The 13,736-nt window shown below is 56.4% G+C and carries 13 protein-coding genes and 1 pseudogene; 6 read left to right on the forward strand and 8 right to left on the reverse strand.

The genetic code is table 11. The features are described 5' to 3' along the window. Positions 1 to 465: 465 nt before the first annotated feature. The gene (locus VPK24_RS06920; protein WP_190354150.1) at positions 466 to 744 is read right to left on the reverse strand and encodes a 4a-hydroxytetrahydrobiopterin dehydratase; all 279 of its coding nucleotides are present in this window, start codon (positions 742 to 744) and stop codon (positions 466 to 468) included. 224 nt (positions 745 to 968) lie between these two features. Then, a complete protein-coding gene (locus VPK24_RS06925; RefSeq protein ID WP_393011623.1) occupies positions 969 to 1,106 on the reverse strand; it encodes a hypothetical protein in 138 nt (45 codons plus the stop codon). Positions 1,107 to 1,366: 260 nt separating this feature from the next. On the opposite strand from VPK24_RS06925, the gene VPK24_RS06930 reads away from it, so the two are divergent. The 4 genes from VPK24_RS06930 (at position 1,367) to VPK24_RS06945 (ending at position 6,074) form a co-directional block, all read left to right on the forward strand. Further along, entirely contained in the window at positions 1,367 to 3,373 is a 2,007-nt protein-coding gene (locus VPK24_RS06930) for an FAD-dependent oxidoreductase (protein WP_393011625.1), read from the forward strand. A gap of 368 nt (positions 3,374 to 3,741) precedes the next feature. Next, positions 3,742 to 4,488 (forward strand): hypothetical protein, encoded by a 747-nt coding sequence (locus VPK24_RS06935; protein WP_393011627.1) that lies wholly within the window; start codon positions 3,742 to 3,744, stop codon positions 4,486 to 4,488. A gap of 174 nt (positions 4,489 to 4,662) precedes the next feature. Further along, the gene (larE, locus tag VPK24_RS06940; protein ID WP_393011629.1) at positions 4,663 to 5,532 is read left to right on the forward strand and encodes an ATP-dependent sacrificial sulfur transferase LarE; all 870 of its coding nucleotides are present in this window, start codon (positions 4,663 to 4,665) and stop codon (positions 5,530 to 5,532) included. A 305-nt stretch (positions 5,533 to 5,837) separates the two neighbouring features. Then, entirely contained in the window at positions 5,838 to 6,074 is a 237-nt protein-coding gene (locus VPK24_RS06945; protein WP_393011631.1) for a hypothetical protein, read from the forward strand. A gap of 268 nt (positions 6,075 to 6,342) precedes the next feature. On the opposite strand, the gene VPK24_RS06950 is transcribed toward VPK24_RS06945, so the two are convergent. Next, positions 6,343 to 7,590, reverse strand: a complete 1,248-nt coding sequence (locus tag VPK24_RS06950) for a calcium-binding protein (protein ID WP_393011633.1) — start codon at positions 7,588 to 7,590, stop codon at positions 6,343 to 6,345. Next, on the reverse strand, positions 7,550 to 7,690 hold the full coding sequence (locus VPK24_RS06955) for a hypothetical protein (protein ID WP_190354144.1): 141 nt from the start codon (positions 7,688 to 7,690) through the stop codon (positions 7,550 to 7,552). The genes VPK24_RS06950 and VPK24_RS06955 overlap by 41 nt, the downstream gene beginning before the upstream one ends. A gap of 154 nt (positions 7,691 to 7,844) precedes the next feature. Between VPK24_RS06955 and VPK24_RS06960 the strand changes: the two genes are divergently transcribed. Together VPK24_RS06960 and VPK24_RS06965 are read left to right on the forward strand one after the other, a co-directional pair. After that, on the forward strand, positions 7,845 to 8,075 hold the full coding sequence (locus tag VPK24_RS06960; protein ID WP_393011635.1) for a hypothetical protein: 231 nt from the start codon (positions 7,845 to 7,847) through the stop codon (positions 8,073 to 8,075). 507 nt (positions 8,076 to 8,582) lie between these two features. Then, a complete protein-coding gene (locus tag VPK24_RS06965; RefSeq protein WP_393011637.1) occupies positions 8,583 to 8,765 on the forward strand; it encodes a hypothetical protein in 183 nt (60 codons plus the stop codon). Positions 8,766 to 8,927: 162 nt separating this feature from the next. On the opposite strand, the gene VPK24_RS06970 is transcribed toward VPK24_RS06965, so the two are convergent. From VPK24_RS06970 to VPK24_RS06985, 4 genes and pseudogenes are all read right to left on the reverse strand, one after another. Next, the gene (locus tag VPK24_RS06970) at positions 8,928 to 10,736 is read right to left on the reverse strand and encodes a ShlB/FhaC/HecB family hemolysin secretion/activation protein (RefSeq protein ID WP_393011639.1); all 1,809 of its coding nucleotides are present in this window, start codon (positions 10,734 to 10,736) and stop codon (positions 8,928 to 8,930) included. Between the two features lie 293 nt (positions 10,737 to 11,029). Continuing rightward, positions 11,030 to 12,124, reverse strand: a complete 1,095-nt coding sequence (locus VPK24_RS06975; RefSeq protein ID WP_393011643.1) for a hypothetical protein — start codon at positions 12,122 to 12,124, stop codon at positions 11,030 to 11,032. A 49-nt stretch (positions 12,125 to 12,173) separates the two neighbouring features. Beyond that, the gene (gene cofH / locus VPK24_RS06980) at positions 12,174 to 13,412 is read right to left on the reverse strand and encodes a 7,8-didemethyl-8-hydroxy-5-deazariboflavin synthase subunit CofH (RefSeq protein WP_393011641.1); all 1,239 of its coding nucleotides are present in this window, start codon (positions 13,410 to 13,412) and stop codon (positions 12,174 to 12,176) included. A gap of 215 nt (positions 13,413 to 13,627) precedes the next feature. After that, positions 13,628 to 13,736: pseudogene (locus VPK24_RS06985) on the reverse strand (IS5/IS1182 family transposase); the annotation flags it as partial.

Here is a 13,736-nt window from a genome sequence, read left to right on the forward strand (position 1 = left end):
ACAGGGTGGGAAGGGAAGCTTAGTTATTAAAAACGATGCAAAACCCCCTCAGAGACTGGTCATTAATCTGCAGTCAAGCCTTGCAGTCAAGCACATTTACCAAGATCGCAGGAATAATGCATCAAAAGAATGACGAATGAAAGGACTGGTGTTGCTCAATGATTTAGCAATCAAGTCTGAAGTGAACTGCAGATAATCAGTTGAGCATTGCAGCGCAAGAGGATTCAATTAATTAAGGAAATAGGCAACTTCAGACAGCTTTTCCCCAATGTTTCTATTTTCAACCTCTTGCCGGGTTGATCTCAGCAGTTTGTCCTCGTTTCGTCCATCTCTAGAAGATGTCTGAAAAGCTTAAATAGCTGCCTTGCAGGTCTTGCCAACCGACGACGACAGGGGGCTTAAGTCCCTTGCCCCGGCGGCGATTATTGCTTGACCTATGCCAACAAATACTTTTCAGACATCCTCTTAGCCTAACTGATCAATCTTGGCAGCCAGATCAAAATCCTTGGCCGTCAAGCCCCCTTCGTCATGGGTGCTGAGGGTGATCGTCACTTTGTTATAGCTGATTTCCAAATCCGGATGGTGGTTGGCTGCTTCGGCGGGTTCCACAAGCTGATTAACAAAGGCGATCGCCGTGATGAAGTCCGCAAACCGGCGACGACAAACAATAGTGCTTCCCTCCAGCACCCAGTTGGGCAGAGCAGTCAGGTGGTCTTGAATTTCGGATGCAGTCAGAAGCGCCATATTTTTGATTTCACCCCGTAGTGGTTTTGAAGTGATCTCGAACCCAAGGTTGAGTTGAGGTCTTCAATTAAAGTTACCGGTAAAGTTACCGGGTCTGTCTTGGGGAAGGAAGATCGATCGCTTGGCACAGAATTCAAAATTTTCAGCAAAAACACCGAATAAGCATCAATTTTGGCAATTTATGGCGATTTTTGGAACCCTGCTTTGGTGCAGGATCAAGAACCCTAGAGATTGGCAGATCCACAGCAGATCCACAGCAGACCCACATCGGTGCTGAATCGGTGCTGAATCGATGCTGATCCTGGATTGGTCATTAATTGGTCATTGCTCAGGGCTGGAGCGATCGCGCGGGAACTTGCCACCACGGGATTCCTAAACCGGATGTAGGTGACAGAACCCCAGGGAATTCGGCACAATCGTAGGCTAGGATTCGCGAGTGGCGGCAAAAAGGGAGCACCACGCGCCCGCCGCACCACTTGGCCCTGTTGGCAACTCGGAAAACGGTTCCTGAACCAGTTCAGGAATTTGTGCCGTAACTTGTGCCGTTTACTGTCTTCCTTTCCCCATGACTCTTTTTCCCCAGCCGAATTCTGCGGATTCTGGATCAACGGACTCGGCATCAATGGATCCTGCATCAACGTTTTCGCGTCGCACAGCTTTGCAGTTGCTTGGTGTGGGTGCGGTGGGCAGCGCCCTCGGCTACTCACGGTTCATGAAGCCGGAGCCTAGTCAATATCAACCCGATCGCCTGACGTTGCCAACGCGGTTACCGGACGATCGCCCTAAGCGGGTGGCTGTGGTCGGCGGTGGCTTGGCGGGTTTGGCAGCGGCCTATGAATTGAGCCGACGTGGATTTGTGGTGACACTACTGGAGCGATCGCCCCACCTAGGCGGCAAAATTGCCAGTTGGCCCATCACGGTCAATGGTGAATCGCTGATGATGGAGCATGGGTTTCATGGCTTTTTCCCGCAGTACTACAACCTGTGGGCCCTGACGGAAGAAATGAATATCCGTCAAGATTTTCTGTCCTTGGAGCGCTATTCGGTGCTGTACAAGGATAAAACCTATGCACCGGAAGTATTTCGCCCCACCCATTCATCCTTCCCTTGGAATATTGTCGATTTGGCCATTTCTTCGCCGAATCGGTTTCGTTGGGGGTTAAATCTCACCAGCCCCGCCCATTGGGCCGTGTTTCGGGCCATTACGGGATTTGAACCCACGAAGACCTACGAGGAACTCGATGCGATCGCCGTGACAGACTGGGCGGCCAATGACTTCCCCAAGGGCCTATATGACCTGTATTTCCTACCCTTTGGCAAATCCACGCTCAACTCGCCGGATGTGCTGAGTGCGGGCGAGTTAATGCAGTTTTTCCATTTCTATTTCTTTGGCAATCCGGAGGGGCTGGCCTTTAACGGCACGAAGCAGGACATGGGCCGCACGTTGGTGGAGCCGATGATGCGGGCGATCGAGGCCAATGGGGGCAAAATCATCGTCAATGCTCAGGTCGATCGGGTGGCATGGCAGGATCAACAAATCACGTCCCTGAGCTACCGCCAAACGGGATCCGCAATTCCAGTTCCGTTCTGGGTCGATCGCCACAGTTCGCTGAACGAAGCCAGTACCCAAGCCACTTCCCAGCATCCAGAAACCCAGGAGGCTGCGGCCACCGAGCAGCCGGTCACAGCTCAACCGCTGGCGAATCGCCCGGAATATTTTGGGGGCGGCGATGAGGTCTATGCGGTGGCGGAGGGATCAGCGCTGTCGTTAACCTGCACGCACCAGGGCTGTACGGTGGCTCCCCAGGCAGACGGCACGTTCCAATGTCCTTGCCATGGGGCCCGGTTCGATCGTGAGGGCAAGGTGCTTCAGGGTCCCGCCACCAAGCCCCTAGCTCGCTACCACGTGGAGCAGCGATCGGGCGATCGGGTGCAATTGGCGGCCGCAGCGGTCGATCGTACCCCGAGCCAGGTGGTGGAAGCGGACTATTTCGTTTTTGCAGCGGATGTGAAGGGCATTCGCCATCTGTTTGACATTGCCGAAGGGGACGTGGCCGAACCCACCCGATCGCAAGTGGCCCAGCTCACCGTGGCGGATCCTTTTGCGGTGGCCCGCATCTGGTTCGATCGCGACTTTGATTGGGATCAAAGCGAATTCACCTCCCTCTCGGGCTACCGCCTAACGGACAGCATCACCCGCTATCACAAAATCCAAGAGGACTACAAAGCCTGGGCCGATCGCACAGGGGGCAGCGTGGTTGAACTCCATGCTTACTGCTACAAAGAAGCCGAATTCCCCACCCAAGAAGCCCTGCTCACCACCTTTGAGCAGGAATTATACGAGCTGGTGCCGGCCCTCAAGGGAGCCACAATTTTGCATCGCGAGCTGGTGAATCAAAAGAATTTCTCTGGCTTCCCCCCCGGCAGCTATTCCCAACGCCCTGCCACGCGATCGGGTGCAAGCAACCTCATGTTTGCGGGTGATTGGGTGAAAATGCCCTTCCCTTGCGGTCTGATGGAACGGGCCATTAGCAGTGGCCTGCTAGCAGCCAATGAAATTTGTCATGAGGAAGGATTACAACGCCGCACCCTGTTGACTGTTCGGCCGGAGGGGGTGCTGCAAATTTAGAGTCCTCAGTTCAGAACCTTTCATGGGTGGCATAGTCTGCCGGGCAACTGGCCCAACCCCCTTAGCCCAGATGGGGGGCTGGCACTCACCCCATGGTGCGCTCAAGGGCAATTCCTATAATCGCGGCAACTGGAGGGACTGACCCCTCAGCCCAAATCCATGGAGACCTGTTGAGACCTGGGGAAACCGGTTTTGGCCGCTGGCAACCCATCGCCCACGGTTCAACCCATCACGATCGGGCACACAGCTCAACCCATCGCTCAACAAGTCTCCATGATGGGCTGCTCAACAGTTGCTGATCTTGAGTTGCTTGCCTTGAGTTGCTTGTCCTGTTGTCTGTTGCCGTTGATTGTGGAGGAGTGTAAACCATGCCTTTGATGTTGGATCCCCTGCGGGCGGGCCTGGCCCTGGCGTTCACGATCGGGTTAGGAGCCGTTGGCCAACCGGCCCAAGCAACCCCCGCTGTTGAGCTGACGGAATTGGCGGCAGACTTGCCCGCCACCGAGCAAGACAGCCGCCAACTGATCGCCCTTGATCAATTCGGTGCGCCGTCCACTCAGGCCAATCGGTTGCAGGAAGCAGTACCCACCCTCGCCGTTGCTCCTGCTGCTTTGGAAGCCGACTCGCATTTCGATGGTCAGCTTGCTCAACAGCCCGATCGCGCCGCCAATGGCCGCCGCACCAGCAGCAAATTCAGCTACATCGGTGTTGGTGGGGCGATCGGGCTGAGTGGCGATGACGACTCCAGCGCCCTGGGTGAAGGCGGCTTTGCCCTTCTGAGCAAAACGGCTTTCAGCGAAAACCTTTCCCTACACAACGCCAGCATTTTGGGCGATGGTGGCACTTCGGTGATTGCCCTAACCGCCGATTTTCCCATTCGCAATCAGGAAACAGGCGACATCTCGATCGTGCCCTTCGTGGGTGGCGGCTTAGCCATCAGTGACCTATTCGGCGATGACACAGACGTGGGCTTCGCGCTCACAGGCGGCATTGATGTCCCCCTCAGTTACCGCTGGACAGCCACCGGACGAGTGGCCGCCGCCTTCTTAGACGACAACACCGATGTGGCCCTCCTATTGGGTGTGGGCTACACGTTCACGGGCTTTTTCAAATAACGCCCCATGGCTGACAGTGCACCGTGGTTGATGATGCCCTGTGGCTGAAACCATCCTGAACCCACCAAGGCCCCTACAGCCCTAAAACATCCAAGATTGGGTGTGCATAACTGGGAAAGGCCACGACGGAACTTTTAAACTAGTTCTCTCGCAAGTTCCATGGAGCGTGGGTAAATGACGGTCACCGCCAAACTGGATCGCCTTCGATCGTTGTTTCAAGAGATGGATCGCGCCCTCATTGCCTACTCCGGTGGCATTGACAGCACCCTCGTCGCAAAGGTGGCCTTTGATGTGCTGGGCGATCGCGCAGTGGCCATCACCGCCGAGTCCCCTTCCCTATTGCCCGATGACTTGCTAGAGGCCCAGGCCCAAGCGGCTGCCATTGGCATTGCCCATGAAATTGTGCAAACCCATGAGCTAAATAACCCCAACTACGCCGCTAACCCCACCAATCGTTGCTATTTCTGCAAGAGCGAGCTACACGACACCTTGAAGCCGATCGCGATCGCCCGGGGTTATCCCTACGTGGTGGATGGGGTGAATGCGGATGATCTCCGGGACTACCGACCGGGGATCCAGGCCGCCAAGGAACGAGGCGCGCGATCGCCCCTGGCCGAGCTGGGGATCAGCAAGCTCGAAGTGCGCGAACTCTCGAAGGAATTGGCCTTGCCCTGGTGGGACAAACCGGCCCAACCCTGCCTGAGTTCCCGCTTTCCCTACGGCGAAACCATCACCCTCGAAAAATTGCAGCGGGTGGGTCGAGCCGAGCGCTATCTCCGACAGTTGGGCTATCGCGATTTGCGGGTGCGATCGGAGGGCGACACGGCCCGCATTGAACTGCCGCCAGCGCTGATTAAGGACTTTGTGGGGGCGATCGACCTGCCCAAACTAGTCCAAGATTTCCAAGCGCTGGGTTTTTTGTATGTTTGCCTAGACCTGGAGGGACTCGTGAGCGGCAAACTCAACCGCGTCTTGAACTGGCCCCAAGGAGCTGCATCGGTTGCCACATCAGGCGTTTCCGCCTCCGCAGGCCCACAACCCTAGGCGAATTACAACCGATCGCTGAGGAAAAGTGCAAAATCAAACTACCATTGCACGAGAATGCCCCGCTTGTCGTACCAAAAGCGACAGGTCGATCTAGAATCAGCGTTAGGTTTCTTGGTTAACAATGGGTTAACGTAACCAAAACCCAATGGAGAGCGGTCACGACCTCCATTGTGGCGGTTGTCATAGAATCCTCAGGAATCTGATCTCCGCCAAATTACCCGGATTCCCGATCGCATCGTTTAAGATGACAGTCGGGTTCATTTGACTACCCCATTTTGTGCTGTTGAGGAGTGACAACAAACATGAAATCCACCCTGAAGACTTTGGTTTCCCGCGTTGCCCGTGGTGTTGTGGCAGCAAGCTTGGTTGCTGGTCTGGCAACCGCTTGCGGTGGTGGCGGCGGTGAAGCCCCTGCCAGCCCCGAAGCCAGCCCCGCTGCTAGCCCCGAAGCCAGCCCTGCTGCTAGCCCCGAAGCCAGCCCCGCTGCTAGCCCCGAAGCCAGCCCTGCTGCTAGCCCCAGCCCCACCACGACTCCCTAGTCTGGCTAGGGTTGACGATCGGCCGCTGTTCTTCGCCGGATCACAGATCAATCGTGGGTGATGAGCAAGCGCGGCCGGATCAATACAACCTGAGATCGATCTAAGATCGATACAACCTAAATGGTGCAAGTTTGACTGAGCAGGCTTGACCAATCCAAACGTGATAGGGGATGAACCAATAACAGGTTCATCCCCTTTTTAAGGCCAAGGGACAGCGGGTCAGGTGCAGCGGGTCAGAAGAGGAACCATTAACCCGGCACCCCAATCCCTAACCGACTGTAAAGTTAGCCGACTGATTCAGTGCCCCCGGCAACACTCCCAACACCACACCCAAATACTGACCATTCACCGCTGAAGTTGGATCATTGACCTTGATGGCTGTGCCCGTTTTCACCCCCGTTGTGAGGGCCCCGGTAATTTCCGTGGACACATTAATCGCCACAAACTCAAAACTCAGCTTCTCCAGCGTCAGGCTATCACTCGTGTTCAGCCGAATCTTGTCTGTTCCCAGCACAAAATCCGCCACAATATCCGCGCTGTTGGCACTGGTTGCCGTGTTGGACAAGCCCGCCGTGGTGTCGCGATCGGCCCGCAGCACAAAGGAATCAGCCCCCGCGCCCCCGGTCAAAATATCCTGGCCAAAATCGCCCGACAGTTGATCATCCCCATTGTCCCCAAACAGCAGATCAGAGTTGCGGCCACCATTCACCGTGTCATTGCCTTCGCCGCCCCGCACCAAATCGTTGCCATCGTTGCCATTGAGAATAATTTCGTTGCCGATTCCGCCATCAATGCTGTCGGAGTCTTTGCCACCCCGAATTTGATCAATGCCATCCCCACCCAGCAACACATCGTTACCCCGGTTGCCGTTGAAGAAATCATTCTCCGAGGAGCCAGTAATGGTGTCATTGCCATTCAGACCCACCACGAAGAAGCCCTTAGTTTCGACCCGCACACCCAAGTTGGTGTTGTCTGCATCGTCAGACAGGTAAAACAGGGGCAACCCCGACAGGTCATCGCGCCCTGTGGAAGGGCCGCTAGGAATGCCATTGGGCGAGGCCAATTCCGCCACTGTGGGGAAGGTGGGGAACGTGAAGGATTGGCTCGTGATGTCACCCACTGATAGATCCGCCGTCCCGGCTGCCGTGGGCCCCGCAATCACGGCGCTGGCATCATTGGTCACTTGTAGGTTGAACCCTCCAGCATCGGCGCTGCTGCGAGCAATACGCACCACGTACTGAGTTCCCGCTTCGGCGGCAAATTGCACTAAGGAATTTTTGTTGGTGGGCGAAGAGTCGTAGTTATCGGCCACCAGGGTCAAGGTTGTGCCGCTTTTCTTAAAAACTTGCAGGTAGGGATCGAGGGTGCTGGCATTGGCCGAGGCGACAATTTGGGTGCTGCCTGCCGTCAATCCTGTGATCGTGTATTCCCCAAAGGGCACAGTGCGTAAAGGATAGAGACCGCTGTTATTGGCATCAACGGCATTGATCGTCCCGGCAACAGTGACGGTAGGCATGATTCAACTCCTGGTGATAGGGAAAACTAAACGAAGGACGGCAATGGGCGGTGGCAAACACCCGATCGGGAAGTCGATCGAGGACTGATCGCACCTTCATCTACATATCGTCACCCAAGCGCCGCCACCCGCCGACTGTCATCCAAGGGCCAGGCGACCCAAAGACAGCCTGCGGAGGCATGGAAGCAAGGCATCAAAGCGAGTGATGAGCGAGTGATGAAAGCTAGTGATGATTGTCGCGAGTTGAGTTGGGCATGATGCGGACGATTAGCCGCTTCCATGAACGCCACAGCCTGACCCAACGTTTAGCGGGCAAAAACCAGCATTTTGGGCGATTTTGCTCGGTAACTGCTGAAGCCAATGACGCAACTGTCCTAGGGTTTGTTTCAGTCGTCGATCTGGGGCTGCGTTTGAGCCTGCGGTCTGGGGCGGAGAGCCTGTTCTCGGATCCTCCAAACTCTGGTTCTACCGTTGCGAAATCTTGAGGGCAAGGGGGTTCAGCCTCTTGTTTGGGGTGCTCCTGCGGCTAGGAATAAGTGTTGTGACAATTTTTGAGGTGATGAACGGGAGTTTTTCGATGCTCGCCCGGATCGATCGCCCCCTTCCCTACTTCGGCAGAGTCGATCGCCCTCAGCCCAGCAATCCCCCCAAAGACTGATGGCATAAGTTTCTTTCTTTTGGAATGTCTTAAAAAGATCTGAGAATTTTGGCTCCAAAACGGGTATCAAATCTTAAAGAATTATGAACTTTTTGATTAACAATTGGAATTAATTGGGATCAACCATTAGCGGAATTTATACACAAAAAAGCTTTTTTGAATCGCCAAAGACTTCAGTTTTGATCAGAAATTTAGCGACAATGAAGTTCAGGTCTAAGCTCTCAATTTGACCCCGCTTGACCCGACTTTTGGGCATCGGTTCCCTGAAAACAGAACCGAACATAGCCAATTCGTTTTCAATACAAATCTCAATACAAAGCCAGGAGGGGTTGCTATGGATAGCGGAGTGACGATTGCTACGCTGTGCGGCATTGGTAGCGGCGCGCTGTGCTTGGTTTTGCCAGGGTTGATTGCCTGGGGCGCTCGCCAGCAGCGGGCTGAGGTGGAAGAGATGCCCTCGGGATCCCTGCGGTTAGAAGCGGAGTTGGTGGAAGTGGTGGCCCCGATCGACCTGTAATGTTGCGCGACCCTTTTGCAGGGTGCTGGTCGTTGGTTTTGCCTGTCCCTTTTTTTTAAGTTTCCAGCTTATTGCATCCCCGCCCGATCAGTCGATCAGGCGGGGAATTGTTTTCAGCAGCAAACCCCATCACACTCACAGGAAAAATGGCACAAGCACGATTTAGAACCGGTAGGTGACGCTGAAATAGACTCCGGAATCTTGAGCATTGGAACCGCGATCGTCCAAATCCACTAACGGCAGACCGTAATCTAAACGCACCAGAAAATCCGTGAAGGGTTCCCACAACAGTCCCGCTCCCGCACCGACCAGAAACCGCTGATCTGGGGTGGGGTTGGGGTTGTTGCCGTGGTTCCAAACATATCCCGCATCAATGAAGGGAGCCAAGGTGAGGGTGGGTGCGCCGGAGGAGTCGCGCAGCAGGGTAATGCGATCTTCCACGGACAGTCGAAAGCCGCTATCGCCCGATCGCACGTTTTGGCGGAACCCGCGCACGGACTGCCCCCCACCGATCACAAACTGCTGCGAGGCTAATAGTTCATCAAAGGCCAATTGCACATCCGCTTGCAGAATCAACAGATGGGTGGGATTCAGGCGCTGAATTCGCTGAACCGTGCCATTCCAGCTAAAAAACTGCCCGTCGGGGTCGTCGCCGCCGTTGGTGGTGGCATCAAACAGGCCGGTTCCTAGGTTGAACTGCGATCGCAACAACCAGGCCCCATTGGGGTCGCGGCGCAGGTAATCTTGCCCAAACCGCAACACGCTGGTGATGCTGCGGCCGTCTTCGTCGGGGCCAATGCCAAAGGGAAAGCCCACGTCATCAAACAGGAAGGTTTGACCGCGCTGGTGACTGAATCCTAGGGAAAGGGCAAATTCTTCGCGGGGCGATCGCACAAGGGGCTGGCGGTAAGTCACTTCATAAAGCTGGGATTTGCCGCGAATTCCCAATTCCGCAAACTGGGGCTGCACAATTTCGTTCCAGTTGGGCGAGAACCGAAACTGGATCGTGCCTTCCATGGGGTTCACGGGCAGACGATAGCCAAAATCCAGCACGTCGGCTCCGTCTTGCCAGGTGTGGCTGTAGCTGAAGCTGGCTTCGTCGCCAATGCCCGTCAAATTGCGATATTGCAGGGCGAGGATGCCGCGTTCGGAGCCAATGCTGGGGGGCGAGTAGTTGTCGGTGCTGATGCTGCCACGCAAGGCTTTGGCTTCGGTGACTCGGACAGTGAGGATGCTTTCGCCGGGGCCGTTGCCGGCTCGCAAGCTGGCCTCGATCGTCTCTAGCAGTGGGTTCGCCTTCAGCAGCCGCAGTTGGTCTTCCAGGTGGGCGGCGTTGAGGGGGCGGCCGGCTCCCAGTTGAATGCGCGATCGCAGGTAGTTTTGGCTCAGGCGCTGGGTTCCTTCAATCCGAATATCCGAGAGGTAGCCCTCAATGACGGCGATTTTGGCAATCCCATCGGGGCCGATCGTCTGTTCGGGCACGTAGGCACGGGAGGTGAGATAGCCTGCATCCAAATAGCGCTGGGTGATGCGGTCGGCCAGGGATTGCAGTTCACTGAGGGTGAGTTCGCGGCCCTCGCTGGGTTGGGTCAGGGCGGCCAGTTCGGCGGCCGAGAGCCAGGTGCTGCCTTCCACCACAATTTGCTTCACCAAAAAGCGGGGCGCATTGGGATCCAAGGGCTGGGGTGGCGTAATCGGGTTGGGCGAGTCGATCGCGGGGCGATCGTCCGGCAGGGGTTGCAGCGGGTCTGGGCCCGTTTGGGGAAACCGATCGCGGTTGAGGTCAGGAACCGGGCGGGTGTCGGGGGGCAGTTGGGCCAGCCATTGGGGCGTTTGGGCGGCTTCCGGTTCGATCGCCCAACCCGGCGCGATCGGCCCCCACAGCCCCCCCGACCAAAGCAGAGATCCCAGACCCTGGGAGATCGCAATTCGCCCTAACGCCGTCTTCACGTTCGTCCGTTTTGTTGCCATAGCCCGTGTCACCGTCTGCGCTAAGTACTGTGCCGCCGTCAACCATCATCGCGATTTTGACATGCGGCTTAGTAATTGCCTAGCGATGGATCCTCACGGATCCTGCGTGATTCTAACGATTGACGGCGATGGGCGTTCTTGTCGGTTTTTGGGCGTTTTTCGACAATAGGAAGGGTGATTTTCTCCAAATTTCTGGATCGGTTCTAAAAATTCACCTGATCCATCAAATTGGCGAATTTAATTCAAAAACCCAATCATCTTGCCCTGGCTTTTGATATTCCTTGGGAACTGGTTTATGGCGCTGGGAATGGTTCGACTTCGGCTCCAACTTCGGCTTCTTCCAGCACTTGCAAGCGCACGACCCGATCGCCCCCACCGGCCAGGGGAACGCTGACTTGTTCGCTGGAAAGGGTTCCCAGGCAGCTAATCAGGTTGCGGAGGTGGGGGGTGCTGGCTCCGCTATCCACCCAGAGCCGATCGGCCAGGTCGCGCACCCGTTTCCAACTGCTGTAGGTTTTGGCGATCGCCTGTTCCAGTTGGGCCGCTTGGTTCACCAAGTCCGCCGCCAAATTCAAGCTACCGAGCCGCAGGGCTTCTTCCAGGGCCTGTTCTAGATCCAGTTCCGGGCGATCGAGTGCCGCAACTCGCGTGGCCGCGTCCAAGTATCGCGCCAAAAATTTCGCTTGGGCCGTGGCCTGTTTCACCGTTTCCTTATCCGGTTGGTCTTCAATTTCCTCGCGCAGGGCCACCTGATGCACCTCGGGCAGCTTTTCCATTTCCCGCACCAGGGGCGCAAGGTAGCGGGCTGGAAGGGAATGCTCGGCGGCTTTGATGCGAATGTTTTCGGGCAGCAGCTCGGAGGTGGCGGCCTGCCACTCATCGGTGAGGCGACGAACGGTGTTGGTGGCGATTCGATCGCCCTGATGAGCCGCGGCCACCACCATGTGTTGCACTTCGGCGGGGGCTTTGGCCGTGGCCACAAAGGCACGCTTGCTGAAGTGGCGAAGGGTTTCCGGTTCCAGCGCGTCTTGATCCATCAGCCGATCGGCGCTGTCGGCCAGCTCAATCAGGCTATAGGCTTGACTTTTGCTGATTTCACGATCCTTCAGCCAGTTCAGGAAGCCCGTGCCCCGGCCATCACCACTGCGTTTTTCTCGATCGCGCACAATCCGCAAAATCCGTCCCCGCCAAATATCCGTTTGCAGGTCGAAGCGATCGCAAACGCGCCAGGCATTGTCAATTTGGATTTGGAAATCGCTGAAGCTGATTTTGTCGTCTTCCGGATCCGGCAACTGCAAACTCAGATCCGTGGGTGGCTCCAAATTTTCAGTGGTTAGGGACGGGCGGGCCACCGGCTCGATCGCGTCGGGGGCCAAGTCGGCGGGCATTGCATCGGGATAGTCCATGGGGGTGCGGGCGATCGCAACAGCCGGATCATTATGCGGCCGATCGGGAAGGATCGATCGCCCTGTCGATGGCTGGATCAGTTGCCCCATTGATTGGGCCGTCGATCGCCTCATAAAGAGTGTCCCGCTGGCGAGCCGGTCGGCCCAAGGCAGCGATCGCCCCACGCAAATCCTCCGGGCTTTGGCAAGTCCCACCCGTGGCTCCAGCCATGGTGGTGATGTGCTCTTCCATCAGGGTTCCGCCCAAATCATTGCAACCCCAACGCAAGGCTTCGGTGGCTCCCGCCAGACCCAACTTCACCCAACTGGGCTGGTGGTTGGCAATCACCGGGCCCAGGTATAGCCGCGCCACGGCCATCAAAATCAGGGCATCGATCAGAATTGGCTGATCGCGGCCCACCCGTCGCCGCAAGGCCGGTGGCGCATCCTGGCCCACAAAGGGCAGCAGAATAAACTCCGTGATGCCCCGATCGCCCCGATCGCGCGATCGTTGCTGGAGCAATCGCAGGCGTTCCAAATGAGCAATTTGTTCAGCAGGGGTTTCAATGTGACCCGAGAGCAGGGTGCTGGTGGTGGGCAATCCCAGGCGATGGGCCGTTTCCACAATCTCCAACCAAGTGGCACTGTTGATTTTTTCCGGGCACAAAATCCGCCGCACCGAATCCACCAACACCTCCGCCGCCGTGCCGGGCATTGACCCCACCCCCGCATCTCGCAGGGCCCCAATCACAGCCGCCAAGGACAGGTCATCTTCTCGGGCAATGAATTGCACTTCTTGGGGCGAAAAGGCGTGCAGATGCAGTTGGGGAAAGGTGTCTTTAATCGATCGCACCAGTTGCAAGTAGTAATCCAGCGATCGCCCCTGATATTTCGCCTCGGGGTTCAGTCCCCCTTGCATACAAATTTCTGTGGCTCCCCGGGCCACCGCGTCGGCGGCTTTTTCCAAAATTTGCGCCCGATCGAGCCAATAGGCCCCCACCTGATCCGCATCCCGCCGAAATGCACAGAAATTGCAATGCTGCTCGCAGATATTGGTGAAATTAATATTTCGGTTAATCACGTAAGTGACCGTTTCGCCCGCTTGCCGTTGCCGAAGCTGATCCGCCACCGATCGCAGTCGATCGCGCGGGGCCGAATCCTTGGATTGATAGGCCGTTTCCAGCAACACCAACCCTTCAGAGGGCGACAACAACGCACCGGCCAAAGCCCGTTCCAAGGCCTGGTCAAATGCTGCCAACTGGGCGGGGGATGGGGCGATCGAAGCCATCATAGGGGAAGCCAAACGCAACGATCGCCAGTTTAAGGGCTAATCAACGGATGGCTAAAGATGGTTAATTTCAAGGCGATCGCCCAGGGCCAGAGCAGCGCAACCGCTCCACCATGCCGAATTCGCCCAAGATTGCACCCAAAATTTCGCCCCATCAAGCAGCCTTGGGCCTAGCGCGTGTCGTCAAATCGCCTGAAACCTTAGACCTCTTGCACGAATCAAATTGGATGTGTTGCCTGGTAGTTGAGCAACCCGGCCAGCAGATGAAGCCTCAAGCCAAAACGGCGACGACGATTGCGATAGCGTCCTGAGAAGATCCGAAATCGC

The sequence above is a fragment of the Limnothrix redekei LRLZ20PSL1 genome (assembly GCF_043235035.1).
GTDB lineage: Bacteria > Cyanobacteriota > Cyanobacteriia > CACIAM-69d > CACIAM-69d > CACIAM-69d.

Bases quoted from the DNA above. Each gene is read 5' to 3' on its own strand.
- VPK24_RS06920 (WP_190354150.1), bottom strand. From the start codon at position 744: ATGGCGCTTCTGACTGCATCCGAAATTCAAGACCACCTGACTGCTCTG.
- VPK24_RS06930 (WP_393011625.1), top strand. From the start codon at position 1,367: ATGGATCCTGCATCAACGTTTTCGCGTCGCACAGCTTTGCAGTTGCTT.
- VPK24_RS06935 (WP_393011627.1), top strand. From the start codon at position 3,742: ATGCCTTTGATGTTGGATCCCCTGCGGGCGGGCCTGGCCCTGGCGTTC.
- larE (WP_393011629.1), top strand. From the start codon at position 4,663: ATGACGGTCACCGCCAAACTGGATCGCCTTCGATCGTTGTTTCAAGAG.
- VPK24_RS06945 (WP_393011631.1), top strand. From the start codon at position 5,838: ATGAAATCCACCCTGAAGACTTTGGTTTCCCGCGTTGCCCGTGGTGTT.
- VPK24_RS06950 (WP_393011633.1), bottom strand. From the start codon at position 7,590: ATGCCTACCGTCACTGTTGCCGGGACGATCAATGCCGTTGATGCCAAT.
- VPK24_RS06955 (WP_190354144.1), bottom strand. From the start codon at position 7,690: ATGAAGGTGCGATCAGTCCTCGATCGACTTCCCGATCGGGTGTTTGCC.
- VPK24_RS06960 (WP_393011635.1), top strand. From the start codon at position 7,845: ATGATGCGGACGATTAGCCGCTTCCATGAACGCCACAGCCTGACCCAA.
- VPK24_RS06965 (WP_393011637.1), top strand. From the start codon at position 8,583: ATGGATAGCGGAGTGACGATTGCTACGCTGTGCGGCATTGGTAGCGGC.
- VPK24_RS06970 (WP_393011639.1), bottom strand. From the start codon at position 10,736: ATGGCAACAAAACGGACGAACGTGAAGACGGCGTTAGGGCGAATTGCG.
- VPK24_RS06975 (WP_393011643.1), bottom strand. From the start codon at position 12,124: ATGCCCGCCGACTTGGCCCCCGACGCGATCGAGCCGGTGGCCCGCCCG.
- cofH (WP_393011641.1), bottom strand. From the start codon at position 13,412: ATGATGGCTTCGATCGCCCCATCCCCCGCCCAGTTGGCAGCATTTGAC.